This is a genomic window from Oceanospirillum sp. (assembly GCF_048265165.1).
GTDB lineage: Bacteria > Pseudomonadota > Gammaproteobacteria > Pseudomonadales > Halomonadaceae > Oceanospirillum.
The window spans coordinates 196,426-212,472 of record NZ_JBLXCD010000004.1 but is presented as its reverse complement, the minus strand read 5'-3'; the positions used below and the strand labels follow the sequence as shown (position 1 = coordinate 212,472).

General features: G+C 49.3%; 17 protein-coding genes. 9 read left to right on the top strand and 8 right to left on the bottom strand.

All coding sequences use genetic code 11. The features are described 5' to 3' along the window. Positions 1-38 precede the first annotated feature (38 nt). The 4 genes from frr to rpsB all read right to left on the bottom strand — a co-directional run bounded on the left by frr (position 39) and on the right by rpsB (position 3,193). Positions 39-596 (bottom strand): ribosome recycling factor, encoded by a 558-nt coding sequence (frr, locus tag ACN0R8_RS10545; protein WP_077243380.1) that lies wholly within the window; start codon positions 594-596, stop codon positions 39-41. 10 nt (positions 597-606) lie between these two features. Continuing rightward, positions 607-1,332, bottom strand: coding sequence for a UMP kinase (gene pyrH / locus ACN0R8_RS10540; RefSeq protein ID WP_417597175.1), 726 nt, complete (start codon positions 1,330-1,332; stop codon positions 607-609). Between the two features lie 106 nt (positions 1,333-1,438). Then, the gene (gene tsf, locus ACN0R8_RS10535) at positions 1,439-2,302 is read right to left on the bottom strand and encodes a translation elongation factor Ts (protein WP_417597173.1); all 864 of its coding nucleotides are present in this window, start codon (positions 2,300-2,302) and stop codon (positions 1,439-1,441) included. A 159-nt stretch (positions 2,303-2,461) separates the two neighbouring features. Then, positions 2,462-3,193, bottom strand: a complete 732-nt coding sequence (rpsB, locus tag ACN0R8_RS10530) for a 30S ribosomal protein S2 (protein WP_417597171.1) — start codon at positions 3,191-3,193, stop codon at positions 2,462-2,464. A gap of 430 nt (positions 3,194-3,623) precedes the next feature. Here rpsB and map point away from each other — a divergent pair, with 430 nt between their 5' ends. The 8 genes from map (at position 3,624) to ACN0R8_RS10490 (ending at position 12,399) form a co-directional block, all read left to right on the top strand. Continuing rightward, a complete protein-coding gene (gene map / locus ACN0R8_RS10525) occupies positions 3,624-4,397 on the top strand; it encodes a type I methionyl aminopeptidase (RefSeq protein WP_417597168.1) in 774 nt (257 codons plus the stop codon). A 15-nt stretch (positions 4,398-4,412) separates the two neighbouring features. Beyond that, on the top strand, positions 4,413-7,106 hold the full coding sequence (locus ACN0R8_RS10520) for a [protein-PII] uridylyltransferase (RefSeq protein WP_417597167.1): 2,694 nt from the start codon (positions 4,413-4,415) through the stop codon (positions 7,104-7,106). Between the two features lie 199 nt (positions 7,107-7,305). Next, on the top strand, positions 7,306-8,502 hold the full coding sequence (gene dapC / locus ACN0R8_RS10515; RefSeq protein ID WP_417597164.1) for a succinyldiaminopimelate transaminase: 1,197 nt from the start codon (positions 7,306-7,308) through the stop codon (positions 8,500-8,502). Between the two features lie 82 nt (positions 8,503-8,584). Next, positions 8,585-8,935, top strand: a complete 351-nt coding sequence (locus ACN0R8_RS10510) for an ArsC family reductase (RefSeq protein ID WP_417597161.1) — start codon at positions 8,585-8,587, stop codon at positions 8,933-8,935. 111 nt (positions 8,936-9,046) lie between these two features. Next, entirely contained in the window at positions 9,047-10,087 is a 1,041-nt protein-coding gene (dapD, locus tag ACN0R8_RS10505) for a 2,3,4,5-tetrahydropyridine-2,6-dicarboxylate N-succinyltransferase (protein ID WP_417597159.1), read from the top strand. 445 nt (positions 10,088-10,532) lie between these two features. Continuing rightward, complete coding sequence (gene dapE, locus ACN0R8_RS10500) at positions 10,533-11,681, top strand: succinyl-diaminopimelate desuccinylase (protein ID WP_417597157.1); 1,149 nt, start codon at positions 10,533-10,535, stop codon at positions 11,679-11,681. Positions 11,682-11,711: 30 nt separating this feature from the next. Continuing rightward, positions 11,712-12,023, top strand: coding sequence for a hypothetical protein (locus ACN0R8_RS10495; protein ID WP_417597155.1), 312 nt, complete (start codon positions 11,712-11,714; stop codon positions 12,021-12,023). Next, positions 12,010-12,399 carry a hypothetical protein gene (locus ACN0R8_RS10490; RefSeq protein ID WP_417597153.1) on the top strand — a complete coding sequence of 130 codons (390 nt, stop codon included), beginning with the start codon at positions 12,010-12,012 and terminating at the stop codon, positions 12,397-12,399. Before ACN0R8_RS10495 ends, ACN0R8_RS10490 begins: the two co-directional genes overlap by 14 nt. A gap of 144 nt (positions 12,400-12,543) precedes the next feature. Here ACN0R8_RS10490 and ACN0R8_RS10485 read toward each other — a convergent pair whose 3' ends face one another. Both ACN0R8_RS10485 and ACN0R8_RS10480 read right to left on the bottom strand, forming a co-directional pair. Then, positions 12,544-12,960 carry a hypothetical protein gene (locus ACN0R8_RS10485; protein ID WP_417597151.1) on the bottom strand — a complete coding sequence of 139 codons (417 nt, stop codon included), beginning with the start codon at positions 12,958-12,960 and terminating at the stop codon, positions 12,544-12,546. A 136-nt stretch (positions 12,961-13,096) separates the two neighbouring features. Then, complete coding sequence (locus ACN0R8_RS10480; RefSeq protein ID WP_077243095.1) at positions 13,097-13,528, bottom strand: cold-shock protein; 432 nt, start codon at positions 13,526-13,528, stop codon at positions 13,097-13,099. Between the two features lie 257 nt (positions 13,529-13,785). On the opposite strand from ACN0R8_RS10480, the gene ACN0R8_RS10475 reads away from it, so the two are divergent. Next, the gene (locus tag ACN0R8_RS10475) at positions 13,786-14,004 is read left to right on the top strand and encodes a SlyX family protein (RefSeq protein ID WP_077243096.1); all 219 of its coding nucleotides are present in this window, start codon (positions 13,786-13,788) and stop codon (positions 14,002-14,004) included. Positions 14,005-14,006: 2 nt separating this feature from the next. Here the strand turns inward: ACN0R8_RS10475 and ACN0R8_RS10470 are convergent, their stop codons facing one another. Continuing rightward, the gene (locus ACN0R8_RS10470; RefSeq protein ID WP_417597148.1) at positions 14,007-14,324 is read right to left on the bottom strand and encodes a BolA family protein; all 318 of its coding nucleotides are present in this window, start codon (positions 14,322-14,324) and stop codon (positions 14,007-14,009) included. 149 nt (positions 14,325-14,473) lie between these two features. Further along, positions 14,474-15,964, bottom strand: a complete 1,491-nt coding sequence (locus tag ACN0R8_RS10465; RefSeq protein WP_417597146.1) for a DUF3422 family protein — start codon at positions 15,962-15,964, stop codon at positions 14,474-14,476. Between the last annotated feature and the right edge of the window lie 83 nt (positions 15,965-16,047).

The window sequence follows — 16,047 nt, the reverse complement described above, 5'->3', positions numbered from 1 at the left end:
ACAATGGCACCCGCCTGAACGGCGGGTGCGGAGGAAAATCAGACCTGCATCAGATCTTTTTCTTTAGCAGCCAAAAGCGTATCAGCTTCAGCAACGTATTTATCGGTCAGTTTCTGAATATCGTCTTCTGCGCGACGCTCTTCATCCTCTGTAATCTCCTTTTCTTTCAGAAGATCTTTTACGGAGCCATTAGCATCACGACGGATATTGCGAATCGCAATCTTACCATTTTCCGCCTCAGAGCGAGCCTGTCGAATAAAGTTCTTACGGGTCTCTTCAGTCAGAGCCGGCATAGGTACGCGAATCACAGTACCAGCAGTACTTGGGTTCAACCCCAAATCGGATGTCATGATTGCCTTTTCAATCGCCTGGATCATGGAACGCTCCCAGGGCTGAATACTCAGAGTACGGGCATCCTCGACATTAACATTAGCAACCTGACTCAGTGGCGTTGGCGTGCCATAATAATCAACAGATACACCATCCAGAATACTCGGGTGAGCCCGGCCGGTACGGATCTTGGCAAAAGCCGTGGTCAGAGACTCCAGGCTTTTTTTCATCCGCTGTTCTGCGTCAGTCTTAATTTCGTTGATCACGGAAGTTTCCTCAGTCAATTAGTGTTCCTTCGTCGCCACCTACAACCAGGTTCAGCAGCGCGCCAGGCTTATTCATATCAAATACACGAACCGGTTTATTGTGGTCACGCACCAGACAGATAGCAGTCAGATCCATCACTTCAAGCTTCTGTTCAAGAACGCTGTCGTAGCCCAGATGATCGTACTTCACCGCATCGGAGAATTTCACCGGATCTTTATCATAAACCCCGTCCACTTTCGTCGCCTTAATCACGACATCAGCATCAACTTCAATACCGCGCAGGCAGGCGGCAGAATCTGTGGTAAAGAACGGGTTACCGGTTCCGGCACTAAAGATTACCACATCTCCGGTATTCAGATAACGGATAGCACTGCGACGATCATAATGTTCAACCACACCACTCATCGGAATCGCCGACATTACGCGAGTCCGGATATTTGCGCGTTCAAGTGCATCCCGCATTGCCAGGCCGTTCATCACGGTTGCCAACATTCCCATATGGTCACCGGTCACACGATCCAACCCGGCCTGACTCAGCGCCGCCCCCCGAAACAGGTTGCCGCCACCGATCACCAAACCCACCTGAACACCGATACCCACTAGCTGCCCAACTTCTAACGCCATCCGGTTGAGAACCTTAGGGTCAATACCGAAGTTCTGCTCACCCATCAGGGCTTCGCCGCTAAGCTTTAAAAGAATACGTTTGTACTGGGAAGGTTTTTCATTTACTGGCATGGGTCAGTCTCCGGCAAGAAAGGGTCTATAAAACAGGGGATCAGATCGCACAATGGCGCGTGCAACTTTCGCTACACACGCCATTGTATTACATCAGAAATGCGAATTAAGCCAGTTGCTTACGCACTTCCTCAGCGAAGTCTTCTTCAACTTTCTCGATACCTTCACCCACTTCAAAACGGATGAAAGACTGTACTTCGCCGCCGCTATCTTTAACGAAAGCACCAACAGTCAGAGAAGGATCTTTAACGAAAGCTTGTTCCACCAGGCTATTTTCAGCCAGGAACTTCTTAACACGACCAACAGCCATTTTCTCTTTGATCTCGTCAGGCTTACCATCCATATCAGGTTGCGCCATGATGATCTCTTTCTCTTTCTGAAGCTCTGCTTCTGGCATATCTTCAGGACGAGCAACACGAGGGTTAACAGCTGCAGTGTGCATAGCAACATCTTTAGCAACATCTGCATTTGCACCAGTCAGTACAGACAGAACGCCAATACGGCCGCCATGTACGTACTCACCAACGATGCCGCCAGCAGGTGCTTCTACGATTGCCGCGCGACGTACTGTGATGTTTTCGCCAATCTTCTGAACCAGAGCTTCGCGCGCTGCTTCCAGATCACCAGCCATTACAGTAGCTATGTCAGTTTGTTTAGTGTCGAAAACTTTGTCCGCAACAGACTGAACAAAGCCTTTGAAGTTATCGTCACGAGCGACAAAGTCAGTCTCGGAGTTAACTTCCAGAACGATACCGTAGCTGCCATCTTCAGCAACTTTAGTCGCAACTGCACCATCTGCAGCAACACGGCTGGCTTTTTTAGCTGCCTTCATACCGCTGGATTTACGCAGATTTTCAATTGCCAGCTCGACATCGCCGCCTGTTTCTTTCAGAGCGCCTTTGCACTCCAGCATGCCTAAGCCAGTACGCTCACGCAGCTCTTTAACCATAGATGCGCTGATTGCAGCCATGATGAATAACCTCTTGATCTGATATGAAAAACCGGGGGTGCAAAAGGGGGCTTACGCCCCCTTTGCAGAGTTAACTGTCGCTACTGTTAAAGCTAGTAGTCGCTACTGCTAAAACTAACAGCAGTATATGACGACTCAAAAAAGAGTCGGCACATTCAATTACTCTGCAGGCGCTTCGCTAACTTCTACGAGTTCGCTTTCAGAAGCACTGCCTTCTTTGCCTTTCAGGCAAGCATTAGCAACGCCCTGTGCATAGATCTGAATCGCACGGATTGCATCGTCGTTACCAGGAACAACGTAATCAACACCGTCTGGGTTGCTGTTAGTATCAACGATACCAATAACAGGGATGCCCAGTTTGTTCGCTTCATTGATCGCGATACGCTCGTGGTCAACGTCGATAACGAACAGAGCGTCCGGCAGACCACCCATATCTTTAATACCGCCGATAGAACGTTCCAGCTTAGCCATTTCGCGCTGATTCATCAGCACTTCTTTTTTGTTCAGCTTGTCGAACGTGCCATCATTCTGCATCGATTCCAGATCACGGAAGCGACGGATAGACTGACGAATCGTCTTATAGTTAGTCAGCATACCACCTAACCAACGATGGTTTACATATGGCATACCAGCGCGTGCTGCTTCTTCTTTAACAACTTTGCTCGCAGCACGTTTAGTACCAACAAACAGTACTTTATTTTTGCTGGAAGCCAGTTTTTCAACAAAAGACAGAGCTTCATTCATCGCCGGAACAGTGTGCTCCAGGTTGATGATATGAATTTTGTTACGAGCACCGAAAATGAACTTGGACATTTTCGGGTTCCAGTAACGGGTCTGGTGACCGAAGTGAGCACCTGCTTTCAGCAGATCACGCATAGAAACTTGAGACATTTTGACTCCTAGAAATTTAGGGTTAAACCTCCACACACCCCATAATCCAACCCTTCAGAGCAACCTGCGTTGATCTCATCGGAGCACCCAGAACTACGTGCCGGTGTGTGTGTGTCGTTTTTAATAAAATTAAGTGCGTTACAGGCAAAGGCGTCATATCAGCTACCCATTACTGAAACAGCAACAAGAATCGATAAGACACGGTTTGCATATAAGCGCGCGGCTTTATACCACATAATAAGCCCAATAGAAAGAAATCAGACTAAATTACTCTTTTTTATGGCGGTAAAAACAAGCTATGAATTTATTTCCGACAAAAAAAGTCTATTTTTTAATTTTATCCCAATCAGCCACTCCCACCGCACAACAATAAGCGTTACCATTTCAGACTATTATTTATCCGCAAAAAGATGGCTGAAATAGATTCCATATGACTGTACTTATTAAAACTCCTGAAGAAATCGAAAAAATGCGCGTGGCTGGCCGCATGGCGGCAGAAGTCCTGGAGATGATCGAGCCTCATGTAAAAGCGGGTATCAGCACAGAAGAGCTGAACCGTATCTGCCATGAATATATCGTAAACGATCTGGATGCCATCCCTGCCCCCCTCAATTATCACGGCTTCCCTAAATCGATCTGCACTTCGGTGAACCAGGTGATCTGTCACGGCATTCCGAGTGATAGTAAGGTGCTGAAAAATGGCGATATCATCAATATCGATATCACCGTGATCAAAGATGGCTACCATGGCGACACCAGTAAGATGTTCATTATTGGGGAAGCCAAGATTCAGGCCCGACGTCTGTGCCAGGTGACCCAGGAATGCCTTTACAAAGCACTACGTATTGTTAAACCCGGCACCACACTGGGCGACATTGGTGAAATCATTCAGAAGCATGCCGAATCCAGCGGTTTCTCTGTTGTAAGAGAATATTGCGGTCACGGTATTGGCAAGGGCTTCCATGAAGAACCCCAGGTTGTTCACTATGGCAAAGCCGGAACCGGAATGGCCTTACAGGAAGGCATGACCTTTACTATTGAACCTATGATCAATGCCGGAAAACGTCACAGCAAAACGCTGAAAGATGAATGGACTGTTGTGACAAAAGATCGTAGTTTATCCGCTCAGTATGAGCACACCATTCTGGTTACCAAGGATGGCTGCGAAATTCTGACCCTGAGAAAAGAAGAAACCGATCTGTAACATACGGACACTCCCATGCCTCTGACACCCTATGAGTTTGAACCGGATCCATCACTGTTTAACAAACATACCTTTAAGCAGCAGCTGGCCGAGGCCAAATCCTCAATTAGCCTATTTAAGCAAACCATTCAGGGTGTACAGGACACATTAGATCAACGTTTTTTAGATGGATCAGATATAAGAGATCTGGTACATGGCCGAGCCTGGTTTATGGATCAGTTGTTGAGTGTGGTCTGGGAGCAGTTTGACTGGCCTGATAATAATATCAGCCTGATTGCTGTCGGCGGTTACGGCAGGGGGGAGCTGCATCCTCATTCTGATATAGACTTACTTATTCTGCTGCGCAATGACGACGACACCCCTTATCGTGACAGTCTGGAGCGTTTAATCACCTTTATGTGGGATATCAGCCTGGATATCGGCCATAGTGTCCGATCTCTCTCCGACTGCGAGCGGGAAGCCAAGGCTGATATCACCGTCGCCACCAATCTATTGGAAAATCGCACCATTGTCGGCCCGGATAGCCTGCGCGAAGAGATGGTCGAACGCCTGGGCACCGACCACATGTGGAGCAGCAGCGAGTTCTTCGAGGCCAAGTGGCAGGAGCAGATTAAGCGCCACTACAAATACGATAACAACGAATACAACCTTGAACCCAACATCAAGTCATCACCGGGCGGCTTAAGGGATATTCAGATGATCGGCTGGGTTGCGAAGCGCCATTTCGGCACGCATACCCTGGAAGGCCTGATGCGAGAGGGGTTTCTCACCGAATCTGAAGTCCGCATTATGGAGCAGGGGCAGGCTTTCCTCTGGCAGGTACGTTACGCCCTGCATATGACAGCAGGGCGTGCTGAAGATCGCCTATTGTTTGATCATCAGAGAACACTGGCGGATCTTTTTGGCTACGCAGACAATGATGAACGCCTGGCGGTTGAACAGTTTATGCGCCGTTACTATCGGGTGGTGATGTCTTTGACTGAGCTGAACGATGTCCTGATGCAGCATTTCGACGATGCTATTTTACAGTCCCGGCATGAAGCCAAAGTTGAGATTCTCAATAAGCGCTTCCAGATTGTGAATCATAAGATTGAAGCCACTCATAACAGAGTATTTGAAAACACCCCCTTTGCCCTGTTGGAAATCTTTCTGCTGATGGCACAGAACCCACAGATTGAGAGCGTTCGCGCCTCCACGATTCGCCTGCTGAGGGATAACCGCCACCTGATCGACGAAAGCTTCCGCCAGGATATCCGCCACTCCTCTCTGTTTATGGAGCTACTGCGCAGCCCCGGTAATGTCGCCCGCCAGCTGCGCCGTATGAGCCGTTACGGTATTCTTGGAAAATATTTGCCGGAGTTTGGTTACGCCATCGGCCTGATGCAGCACGACCTGTTCCACATTTATACCGTCGACGCCCATACATTACTATTACTCAAGTTTATGCACCGCTTCCAGAAAGAAGAGGCCCGTAAGGCGTTCCCGTTTGCCGCTCAGATATTCCATCGTCTACCCAAGCGCGAACTGGCCTACATTGCCGGACTCTATCACGATATTGGCAAAGGCCGAGGTGGTGACCACTCAGAGTTAGGTGCTAAAGATGTGCTTCAGTTCTGCGAGCGTCACCACCTAAGTAAACACGATGCCCGCCTCGTTAGCTGGCTGGTTGAACACCACCTTCTGATGTCGATGACCGCCCAGAAAAAGGATATTTCTGACCCGGAAGTCATTCAGGAGTTTGTTATGACGGTGCGGGATGAAACCCGCCTGGACTATCTTTACATCCTGACCGTAGCAGATATCAACGCCACCAACCCTAACCTATGGAACAGCTGGCGGGCGACTTTGCTACAGCAACTTTACGTTGAAAGTAAACGCGCATTACGCCGGGGTCTTGAGAACCCCATTGACCGCCAGGAGTGGGTGGAAGAGACCCAGCAGGATGCATTGATCTTTCTGAAAAAATGGGGTGTGGAAGAAACCCGTATCTGGCCACTTTGGAACCTGCTGGGTGAAGAATACTTCCTGCAGGACAGCGCCAGAGAGATCGCTTTTCAGACCGAACAGATTCTGGATCACAAAGAACCCAATATGCCGTTAGTACTGGTGACTAACCCTAAAAAAGTGGAGCAAGTCGGCGGAACCAAGGTTTTTATTTACACAAAGGAACAGGATCATCTGTTTGCTGCCACAGTGGCGGCCATGGAACAACTGGGACTGAATATTCATGACTCCCGGATCAGCACCTCCAGCAACGGTTATTCTCTCGATACCTATATCGTACTGGAAAGCAATGACGAGCCGATCCGTGACGAAGCCCGCATCGAGGAAATCAAACACGTTCTGATTGAAGAACTCGATGACCCTGCAGATTACAGCGAAATCATTCAGCGCCGGACCCCACGTCAATTGAAGCATTTTACCATGCCAACTCAGGTGATTATCAGTAACGACCCCATCAGTCAGCGCACAACATTGGAAGTCATTACACCGGATCGCCCCGGACTGCTGGCCCGAATAGGCCGGATATTTGTTGAGATGGACATTAATATCCTGTCAGCCAAGATTATCACTTTGGGTGAGCGGGTAGAGGATATATTTGTCATTACGGACCGGACACTAGGGCCAATCAGTGACCCCAACCTATGCGAGAAACTGCGCTATCGCATCTGCCATGACCTCGACGAACAAGTCAGCAATGGCCATTAAAATACACTGAGTTACTCTAAAGCGATCTTCGGATCGCTTTTTTTATTACATACAGAGGCAGGGGTAAGACCTACAGTCGGTATAATCAAACCAAAAGCAGATATTATTCAACCTGTTAATCATCACTGTGGGTTTGTTCGTCCAGACACCCTTGATTATAATGGTTAGCTAAATAAATGCCCTGATGACGGAAGCCGGTATGAATCCAGATCTGAACCGATTACAGCCCTACCCTTTTGAGAAGCTGACAGCCCTGAAAGCTCAGGTAACACCGCCATCCGAACTGGAACATATCGCACTGTCCATTGGTGAACCCCGTCACCCGGCACCAGAGTTTGTACTAAACTCTCTGCGCCACAATATGAACCGTATCAGTAACTACCCAACCACCAAGGGCCTACCTGAACTACGGGAAGCTATTGCACACTGGTGCCAACAGCGCTTTATCCTAAAACCCGGAACCCTGACTGCAGATGACCATGTTTTACCGGTTAACGGCACCCGGGAAGCGATTTTTTCCTTTACTCAGGCACTGATCGAGCGCAAGCCCGGTGCCCTGATCGCATCACCAAATCCCTTCTATCAGATCTATGAAGGGGCAGCTTATCTGGCGGGCGCTGAGCCCTACTTTATGCCATGCCTTGAAGAGAACGGCTTTATTCCGGACTTCGATGCCGTGCCTGCAGACGTTTGGGAGAATACACAACTTTTGTTTTTGTGCACTCCGGGCAACCCAACCGGTGCAGTCATGGGTTTGGATGTACTTAAAAAGCTGATCACCTTGTCGGATCAGTACAATTTCGTCATAGCGTCTGACGAGTGCTACTCCGAGATCTATTTTGACGAACAAACACCACCACCGGGTCTGCTGCAGGCCTGTGCAGAACTGGGGCGAGATGACTACAAAAACTGTGTTGTTTTCCACAGTCTTTCCAAACGCTCCAACCTGCCGGGTCTTCGCTCCGGCTTTATCGCAGGTGAAGCGGAACTGATGCAAAAATTCCTGCTCTACCGCACCTACCACGGTTGTTCCATGCCGGTTCAGCATCAACTGGCCAGCATTGAAGCTTGGAGCGATGAGGATCACACCATCGCGAACCGTGCCGTCTATACGGAAAAGTTTGAGCGTGTTGGAGAGATCCTAAAGCCGGTACTCAACTTTGAACTGCCGGAAGCCAGCTTCTATCTATGGCCGGAAACACCGATCAACGAAGAAGACTTCGCTCAGAAACTGTTTGAGCAACAGAATGTCACTGTACTGCCGGGTAGCTATCTGTCACGCACACTTGATGGCGAAAACCCCGGCAACAACCGTGTCCGTATGGCACTGGTTGCCACCCTGGATGAGTGTGTTGAGGCAGCACAGCGTATTCGACGCTTCGTAGAATCTCTTTGAGAGCCGTGACTTAATACCGGTATTCAGCGGAAACACCGCTGAATGCCACAAGCCTACAACCAATTAAACGATGAGGCCTCTAATGCCCCTGACGCTGTACGGTATCCCTAACTGCGATACGGTGAAAAAAGCCCGTAACTGGCTGGATGCAAACCAGCAGGATTACCGGTTCCATGACTTCCGAAAAGACGGTCTGAGCGAAGAAGACCTAACCCTTTGGTGTGATGCACTGGGCTGGGAGCAGGTACTGAACAAACGCAGCACCAGTTGGCGCGCGCTGGATGCCGTTGATAAAGAAGATCTGAATCAGACAAAGGCGATCAAACTGATGCTGGCCAGCCCAACGCTGGTGAAACGTCCTGTTCTGGCTAAAGACGACCAGTTTAAAACCGGGTTTAAGGATGCGGACTATCAGGTATTTTTTGGCCTGTAAGCGACCGCACCAACGACCCTTTGATTCTCTGAATCAGATAAAACCCTATACTTTTTCATCATAAATTTTATATAAGGCAGCCCTGCTGTCTCGACCTATTCGGGAGTTAACATGTCTGCATCACCTTTTTTCAGCTTTGGCTTTGGCGTTGGTACTCAAAACAGTAAAGGCGAATGGCTGGAAGTGTTTTACGCACAACCTCTACTTAACCCGGCTGTTAGCCTGATTGAAGCGGTTATTGATACCCTGGGTTATCAGGGTGGCAATCAGGCAATTGAGTTTGCGGGCGACAAAGTAGCAGCCTTAGCTGAAGCCCTGAAAGCCGCAGGCGAAGCAGAGCAAGCGACTCTGGTTGCTTCTCTGGCTAACAGTAAGCGGCCACTGGTTGCAACCTTCATAGAAGAAGACACCGATCCTAAGTCAGTTGCTGAGGTTTACCTGAAGCTGCACCTGCTGTCGCATCGCCAGGTTCAGCCCCACGGCACAAATCTGACCGGTATGTTCGGCCTGCTGCCTAACGTTGCCTGGACCAGCGAAGGTGCTATCGACCTTGCAGAACTGCCACAGCGCCAGCTGCAGGCTCGCCTGAACGGTCAGACGATCTCTGTTGACTGCGTAGACAAGTTCCCGAAAATGACCGATTACGTGGTTCCGGCAGGTGTTCGTGTTGCTGATACCGCCCGTGTACGACTGGGTGCATACCTAGGTGAAGGCACCACCATCATGCATGAAGGTTTCGTTAACTTTAACGCTGGCACCGAAGGCCCGGGCATGATCGAAGGCCGTATCTCAGCTGGCGTTATGGTGGGTAAAGGTTCTGACCTGGGTGGCGGTTGCTCCACCATGGGTACCTTATCCGGTGGCGGTAACATTATTATCTCCGTGGGCGAAGGCTGCCTGCTGGGTGCAAACGCCGGTATTGGTATTCCTCTGGGTAATCGTTGCACCGTTGAAGCGGGCCTTTATATCACCTCTGGCTCCAAAGTGAATGTACTGGAAGGTAATGGAGAGCTGGTTGAAGTAGCCCGCGCCCGTGATCTGGCGAACAAAGACGACTTGCTGTTCCGCCGCAACTCTCAGACCGGTGCCGTTGAGTGCCTGACCAATAAGACTGCAATAGAACTGAACGAAGCACTGCATGCAAATAACTAGAAGCACTGCATGCAAATCGCTGAGCGACTGCTGAAGCGACTTCGATTTAAGAATGGCGCCCGCTAAAAGGCGCCGTTTTTATATTTATTTCCTGGCTCTGATAATTCAAGACAAAAACTTACCCACAATCCTGTTGAGGATCACTGTGGATAAACTGGAGATAACCTGACGAACTGTCGTATTTATGCCATATACAGAAGTTTGGTTGTTTTTTGAACAGACTGCTTTTCCGTCAATCAGGCAAAGTAGAGGTCAGACATACTTTCAGTTAATAAACATTCACACCACTTCATCCACCTCCCACTTTGTCTGCATAAAATATTTGCTCTTAGCCCTGTACACAGGCTGCCTCATTACAAGACCATCTCTTTCCGGTATCATGGCGGGCTGATTATAAGTACCAGAAAAACCCCTATTGTTTAGCCAGCCACAGGAACAGCCACCCATGTCCCAGACCGAAGCGTTGACGCCAACACTACAACTCGCTTTCGACCTTATCAGCCGCCACTCGGTTACGCCGGAAGATGCCGGCTGTCAGGAATTGATGATTGAGCGCCTGGAAGCAATTGGCTTCAACGTTGAGCGCCTGCGCTTTGGCAATGTGGATAACTTCTGGGCCCGACGCGGTACTGAAGTTCCTGTGTTAGCCTTTGCCGGCCATACAGATGTTGTTCCCACCGGCCCTGAGGCAAACTGGAAACACGGCCCCTTTGAGCCAGTCATTGACGAAAAGGGCATGCTCTATGGTCGCGGTGCGGCGGATATGAAGGGTAGCCTAGCCTCTATGGTTGTCGCCTGTGAAGAGTTTGTCGCTGCAAACCCGAATCACAAAGGCTCTATCGCTTTCCTGATCACTTCCGATGAAGAAGGCCCCGCTGTTAATGGCACAGTAAAGGTGGTTGAACACCTTGAAGCCCGTAATGAAAAAATGACCTGGTGCATCGTTGGTGAACCGTCCAGTACCCATCATACCGGCGATATCATCAAGAATGGCCGACGCGGTTCTCTGGGCGCTAAGCTGCTGGTAAAAGGTGTTCAGGGCCATGTGGCTTATCCACATCTGGCGCGTAACCCTATTCATCAGGTTGCCCCTGCTCTGGCGGAGCTTTCTACGGAGCATTGGGACGCAGGTAACGAGTACTTTCCGGCCACCAGCTTTCAGATCTCAAATATCAATGGTGGCACCGGTGCCACCAACGTAATTCCCGGTGATGTTGAGGTTGTGTTTAACTTTCGCTTCTCAACTGAGCTAACTGCTGATCAGATCAAGCAACGAGTTCACAGCACTCTGGACAGACATGGACTGGAATATGATCTGCAGTGGACCCTGAATGGTCTACCATTTCTGACGCCTGAAGGAGACCTGGTTGATGCTTGTCGCAGTGCCATTCTGGAAGCGACCAACATCACTACAGAACTATCAACCTCAGGGGGCACTTCCGATGGTCGTTTTATTGCGCCAACCGGAACGCAGGTGGTTGAATTAGGCCCTTGTAACGCCACTATTCACAAGGTAAACGAGCATATTCTGGCGAATGACCTGAACAAGCTGACGGGCATCTACCAGGGTGTGATGGCTCGCTTGCTGACCTGATCAGCCCACTCTGCAGACAAGCCAGCCGACATGAGCCTGAAACAACGCCTGATCAAGATGTCACAGGATACCCGCCTGAACCTACGGCGGGTGACCATAGGCACCATCATCTTTTTTGTTGGTGCTGGTATGCTGATGTGGGCTGAAGGTGCCACTCATCTTGAGCCATTGCGACGTGAACTGGTAGCCTTACTCTCTCTGATCACCATGGGAATAGGTGCGATGCTGGGGCTGCTGGGGTACCTTGGTTTAAGCGCTTTTCGTATTTATCGCTTTCTGAGTACGGATGTAGATAAACCATCCCGCTCAGAAAAAAGAACGGATCAAAATGATGACAACTGAAGCTTTTCCCGATATCGAAATCTACGTGCAGGACCCGGACCTGGAAACCATCGAGAGCTGGTTTAAAGAGCTGTTCGCCAACTATTCCGAGCCTAAACGTTTGGATAAACGCACTCTGCTCTATCAGGCGGTTAAAGCCGACGGCACTGAAGTACCTGTCCATGTAGTAGAAAAAGCTGCCGGTAAATACTGGAGCATCTGGTTCGACAGCCCGGAAAGTGGTTGGGCAACCGATATAGAGTGCGCAAGAGCAGCCTTTGCTTTCTTTAATCGCACCATTCGTTGCTCAGTGGGATCCTGGGAGCCGGACCAACCCATAGACCTCTGGTGGCAAATCAGCAAGAAAGGTGAAGGTGAGATCAGCTGGCCGGACTAAAAGCCAGTAACTGGTCAGAGATCTTGCAGCTTAAAAACAAAGGCCGAAGCCAATCCGCTTCGGTTTTTTTCTCAACGCCCTTACAACCTATATACTGATAAGCGACTTTGCAGAAGACGATAAGCCAATTTCAGGAAAGAGATATCACAACGCCCGAAAGAGATCGAAGCTATCGAGCAGGCGATACAATATTTTAGGTTTATCGCTCAGGCAGCGACGTATCGCAGCTGGAATCTTTTTTTGCGTTTTTCGACATAAGCCCCGCTGCTCCTGAAAAGTTATCCTCAAACCCCGGACACTGCGAACTTCGGTATAGCCTGGTGTAATTTCCAACCTGATCCCCAGCTGCTCATCCATCAGATGCAGCATTTTCTGCAGGTCATCAAAATCGCAGACAGCTTCCAGTCGATCGATTAATCGCTTCTCTTCCATCAGAGTAAGACGAAGAATCCGGATATCACCGGTACCACTCTCCAGCAACGCCCGATGACCACAAACACAGATCCCCTGAGGACAGGGCCTGCGCACAGGAAAAGGAATATTAGGAAGGGGTGCCGCCACGAACAACCTCCTGAACAAAATAAAACCAAGCTCCTGACAGCATAGTCAACGTGCTGAAAAACATGCAAAAAAATACCCGGTCACTTCATCTTAATGGGAAGTGCCGGGTATCTTCAAAGACAGGTTGCGTCGGGTATTAGCTGATAACAGTTACGTCCTCAGCTTGCATACCTTTGTCACTCTGGATAATAGCAAAACGAACGCGCTGCCCCTCTGCCAGAGAACGATGGCCAGTACCACGGATCGAACGAAAGTGAACAAATACATCACCTCCGGAGTCACGGGTAATAAAGCCAAAGCCTTTGGAAACGTTAAACCATTTAACGGTACCCATTTCACGATCATCGTTCTCATCATTAGCAATATTTGCCAATTGAGGCGTCAGGTAATTCAGAACCGCAGTGCCTAAGAAGGTGGTCAGAAAAAAGATAACGGCCGCCGGTACATAATGTCCGCTAGCACGCAATCCCTGTTCACCGGCCTGAGTTGCCAGGTCGAGAATAAACGGCCCTACAATGGCCATCACCACACTGATTAACACACAACGAACAAAGGAATTTTTGCTCATACTTACTCTCTCATAAACAATTAGTTATTATTAATAATTCACTTAAAAAACAAAGAACTAACACTCCAGCCAGTCTTTAACGAGTGCTTTCCCATGGTTCTTCAAAGCAATAAAATGAAGTAAAAACCAGCTGGGCTGTGGTATAGAAGGCTGGTTATAGAAGACTTCATCTTGTCGCTACTATGCAATGCTCTATTATACAGAGCATCCCTGGCACTTGAAGTGCCTGAGTCCCAACCCTTGTCAGGAATCAAAACATGCCAGAAGACAGAATCGACGAACTGGAAATTAAGCTCGCCTTTCAGGACGATACCATAGAAGCACTGAATAAAGTAATCACCGAACAGGATAAGAGGATTCAACTACTGGAAGAGTCGATCCGACAGGTCTATAACGAGCTGAAAGAAAAAGGGGATCAGGACAGTGCCGGAATTGAAAACTTCGATCCGGCAAGAGAGTTACCTCCCCATTATTAAGCCTACGGCTTATCGTGCTTGCTGCCACCCAGACAGTTCGGAGAAACGGGCACATCTTCGCCCCGGCTTTGCCATTCTTCCGGCGTGTAAGCATGGATCGCCAGAGCATGAACACCTGCTTCCAGCTCTGCACTCAAAACACCATATACTTTCTGGTGGCGCTGTACCGGACGCAAACCCGTGAATACATCAGAAACCAGTGTCAGCTTAAAATGCGAGTTCTCACCACGACTGTGTTTATGGCTTTCATTTTCTACAAGGATAACCTGAGGTGACAGCTGCTCTGTCAGCTTGCTTTCAATCAAGGTTTGTACAGACATAAAAAGATCCTGTTTAAGGTAAGCGGATGAGACTCAAAAGCAGCTGACAATAATTAAGGCCAGCATTAGCTGGCCTCACTTTAACGTTAACAGGGCAAAAATCAATCCCCAGTACAACACTTGGTTTTAGTGATAAACAGAGTACCCGGTCAGATATCCGGCTCAGAATTATTCGCCTTCATAATCGCTTTTTTCACTCTGTGGGTCAGCCACCAGACCAAACCGACAACCACAGGCACTGATAGCCCTGTAATCAAGTCTTTATTGACAGGCAGCCCGGCACTGTAGGCAGCCCCCACAAGAATCTTCATCAGACTCACCATATAATAGCTGATCGCCGCAATGGAAAGGCCTTCTACCGTTTCCTGTAGCCGCATCTGCAGCTTGCCACGGCGGTCCATCGACGAGAGAAGGCTCTGATTCTGGGCTTCAATAGTAAGGTCAACACGGGTTTGCAACAGATCTCCGGCACGCTCAATACGACGCGCAAGATCTTCCAGCCGCTCGCTGATCGATTCACAGGTATTAAAAGCAGGCGTCAGGCGGCGCTCAAGAAAAGAGCCAATGGTGAAATAGTTTTCCACCTGCTGTTCGCGTAACTCATCCATACGCTTCATCACAAGGGAGTAATAAGCCCGCATCGCTGAAAAGCGATAGTTGGTATTCGTACGCCAACGCTCCACCTGGGCCGCTAACTGGGACAGGTCTGTTAACATTTTACGTTCGTCGGCATGATCCTTCATATCCGCTGCACTGGCGATAATCGCCGCTAGTTTCCGGTCAACCTCCTGCAGGGAGGGGCCTAAACGGCGGGCTTCAGGCAGAGCCAGAAGAGCCATCAGTCGATAAGTCTCCATCTCAACCAACCGCTGTAACAGTCGACCCGCTTGGTTATTATTCAGCCCGTGGTTATGGATCAAAAAGCGGCCAAAACCATCGCCATGGAGCCGAAAGGCACTCCAAACAGTAGCATCACCATCCATCAGGCTGCCGCTAATCAGGCGCTGGCCTTCGAAACAGGTCTTTAGTTGCTCCCGGTTCAATGCTGATTGAGCCGTGTCCAGCATCTCAATGTGAAACGCAGCCACCACTTCCCCCGGCAAGTTACGCAACCAGTCCTGAGGTATCAGTTCCAGAGCCGTGGACGTAAAGGGCTGATCACCGCTGTCCGGACGAATAAAAGTATAGGTAACAAACTCCATATGGCGGCCACAACGGAATTGAAAACTACCAAAGTCAGCCTGATAAAAACTGCAGTTCTCCGCAGGCATATTCACACCATAGCGCTGACAGAGATTCTGCAGATGGGCAAATTCCCGCTGACGATCTGCTTCAGGAACCAACACTGCTAACCGGGAGACTCTGGCTGGTGTCTGCACGACAGGGAATGGTCGGGCATGTAGTTCGTTATACAGCTCCTCACGGCGCGGATGCACTCTGAAAGGAAGTCCCGTTACAGATTCCGGAAACCCCTCACCACTGGATGGAAAACGACGATCGTCCAGCTCCGTATTATCGAATGCTTCATCCGGATCTGTCTCCGCCTGAGCAGCCGGTGTATCCGGCAGCTCACTCTCAGCAGATGTTGAGGTTGTTTGTAACGCAATTTCCGATGAATAGGGGCGTGCCTCTGCGCTCATGGCCTATAGTATCCTTGTATTTTTTATCTTACTAAACACTCAATGCAGGGTATGCAAAAAAGACTCCAGCCTCACGGGCATAA

Bases quoted from the DNA above. Each gene is read 5' to 3' on its own strand.
- pyrH (WP_417597175.1), bottom strand. From the start codon at position 1,332: ATGCCAGTAAATGAAAAACCTTCCCAGTACAAACGTATTCTTTTAAAG.
- tsf (WP_417597173.1), bottom strand. From the start codon at position 2,302: ATGGCTGCAATCAGCGCATCTATGGTTAAAGAGCTGCGTGAGCGTACT.
- rpsB (WP_417597171.1), bottom strand. From the start codon at position 3,193: ATGTCTCAAGTTTCTATGCGTGATCTGCTGAAAGCAGGTGCTCACTTC.
- map (WP_417597168.1), top strand. From the start codon at position 3,624: ATGACTGTACTTATTAAAACTCCTGAAGAAATCGAAAAAATGCGCGTG.
- ACN0R8_RS10520 (WP_417597167.1), top strand. From the start codon at position 4,413: ATGCCTCTGACACCCTATGAGTTTGAACCGGATCCATCACTGTTTAAC.
- dapC (WP_417597164.1), top strand. From the start codon at position 7,306: ATGAATCCAGATCTGAACCGATTACAGCCCTACCCTTTTGAGAAGCTG.
- ACN0R8_RS10510 (WP_417597161.1), top strand. From the start codon at position 8,585: ATGCCCCTGACGCTGTACGGTATCCCTAACTGCGATACGGTGAAAAAA.
- dapD (WP_417597159.1), top strand. From the start codon at position 9,047: ATGTCTGCATCACCTTTTTTCAGCTTTGGCTTTGGCGTTGGTACTCAA.
- dapE (WP_417597157.1), top strand. From the start codon at position 10,533: ATGTCCCAGACCGAAGCGTTGACGCCAACACTACAACTCGCTTTCGAC.
- ACN0R8_RS10495 (WP_417597155.1), top strand. From the start codon at position 11,712: ATGAGCCTGAAACAACGCCTGATCAAGATGTCACAGGATACCCGCCTG.
- ACN0R8_RS10490 (WP_417597153.1), top strand. From the start codon at position 12,010: ATGATGACAACTGAAGCTTTTCCCGATATCGAAATCTACGTGCAGGAC.
- ACN0R8_RS10480 (WP_077243095.1), bottom strand. From the start codon at position 13,528: ATGAGCAAAAATTCCTTTGTTCGTTGTGTGTTAATCAGTGTGGTGATG.
- ACN0R8_RS10475 (WP_077243096.1), top strand. From the start codon at position 13,786: ATGCCAGAAGACAGAATCGACGAACTGGAAATTAAGCTCGCCTTTCAG.
- ACN0R8_RS10470 (WP_417597148.1), bottom strand. From the start codon at position 14,324: ATGTCTGTACAAACCTTGATTGAAAGCAAGCTGACAGAGCAGCTGTCA.
- ACN0R8_RS10465 (WP_417597146.1), bottom strand. From the start codon at position 15,964: ATGAGCGCAGAGGCACGCCCCTATTCATCGGAAATTGCGTTACAAACA.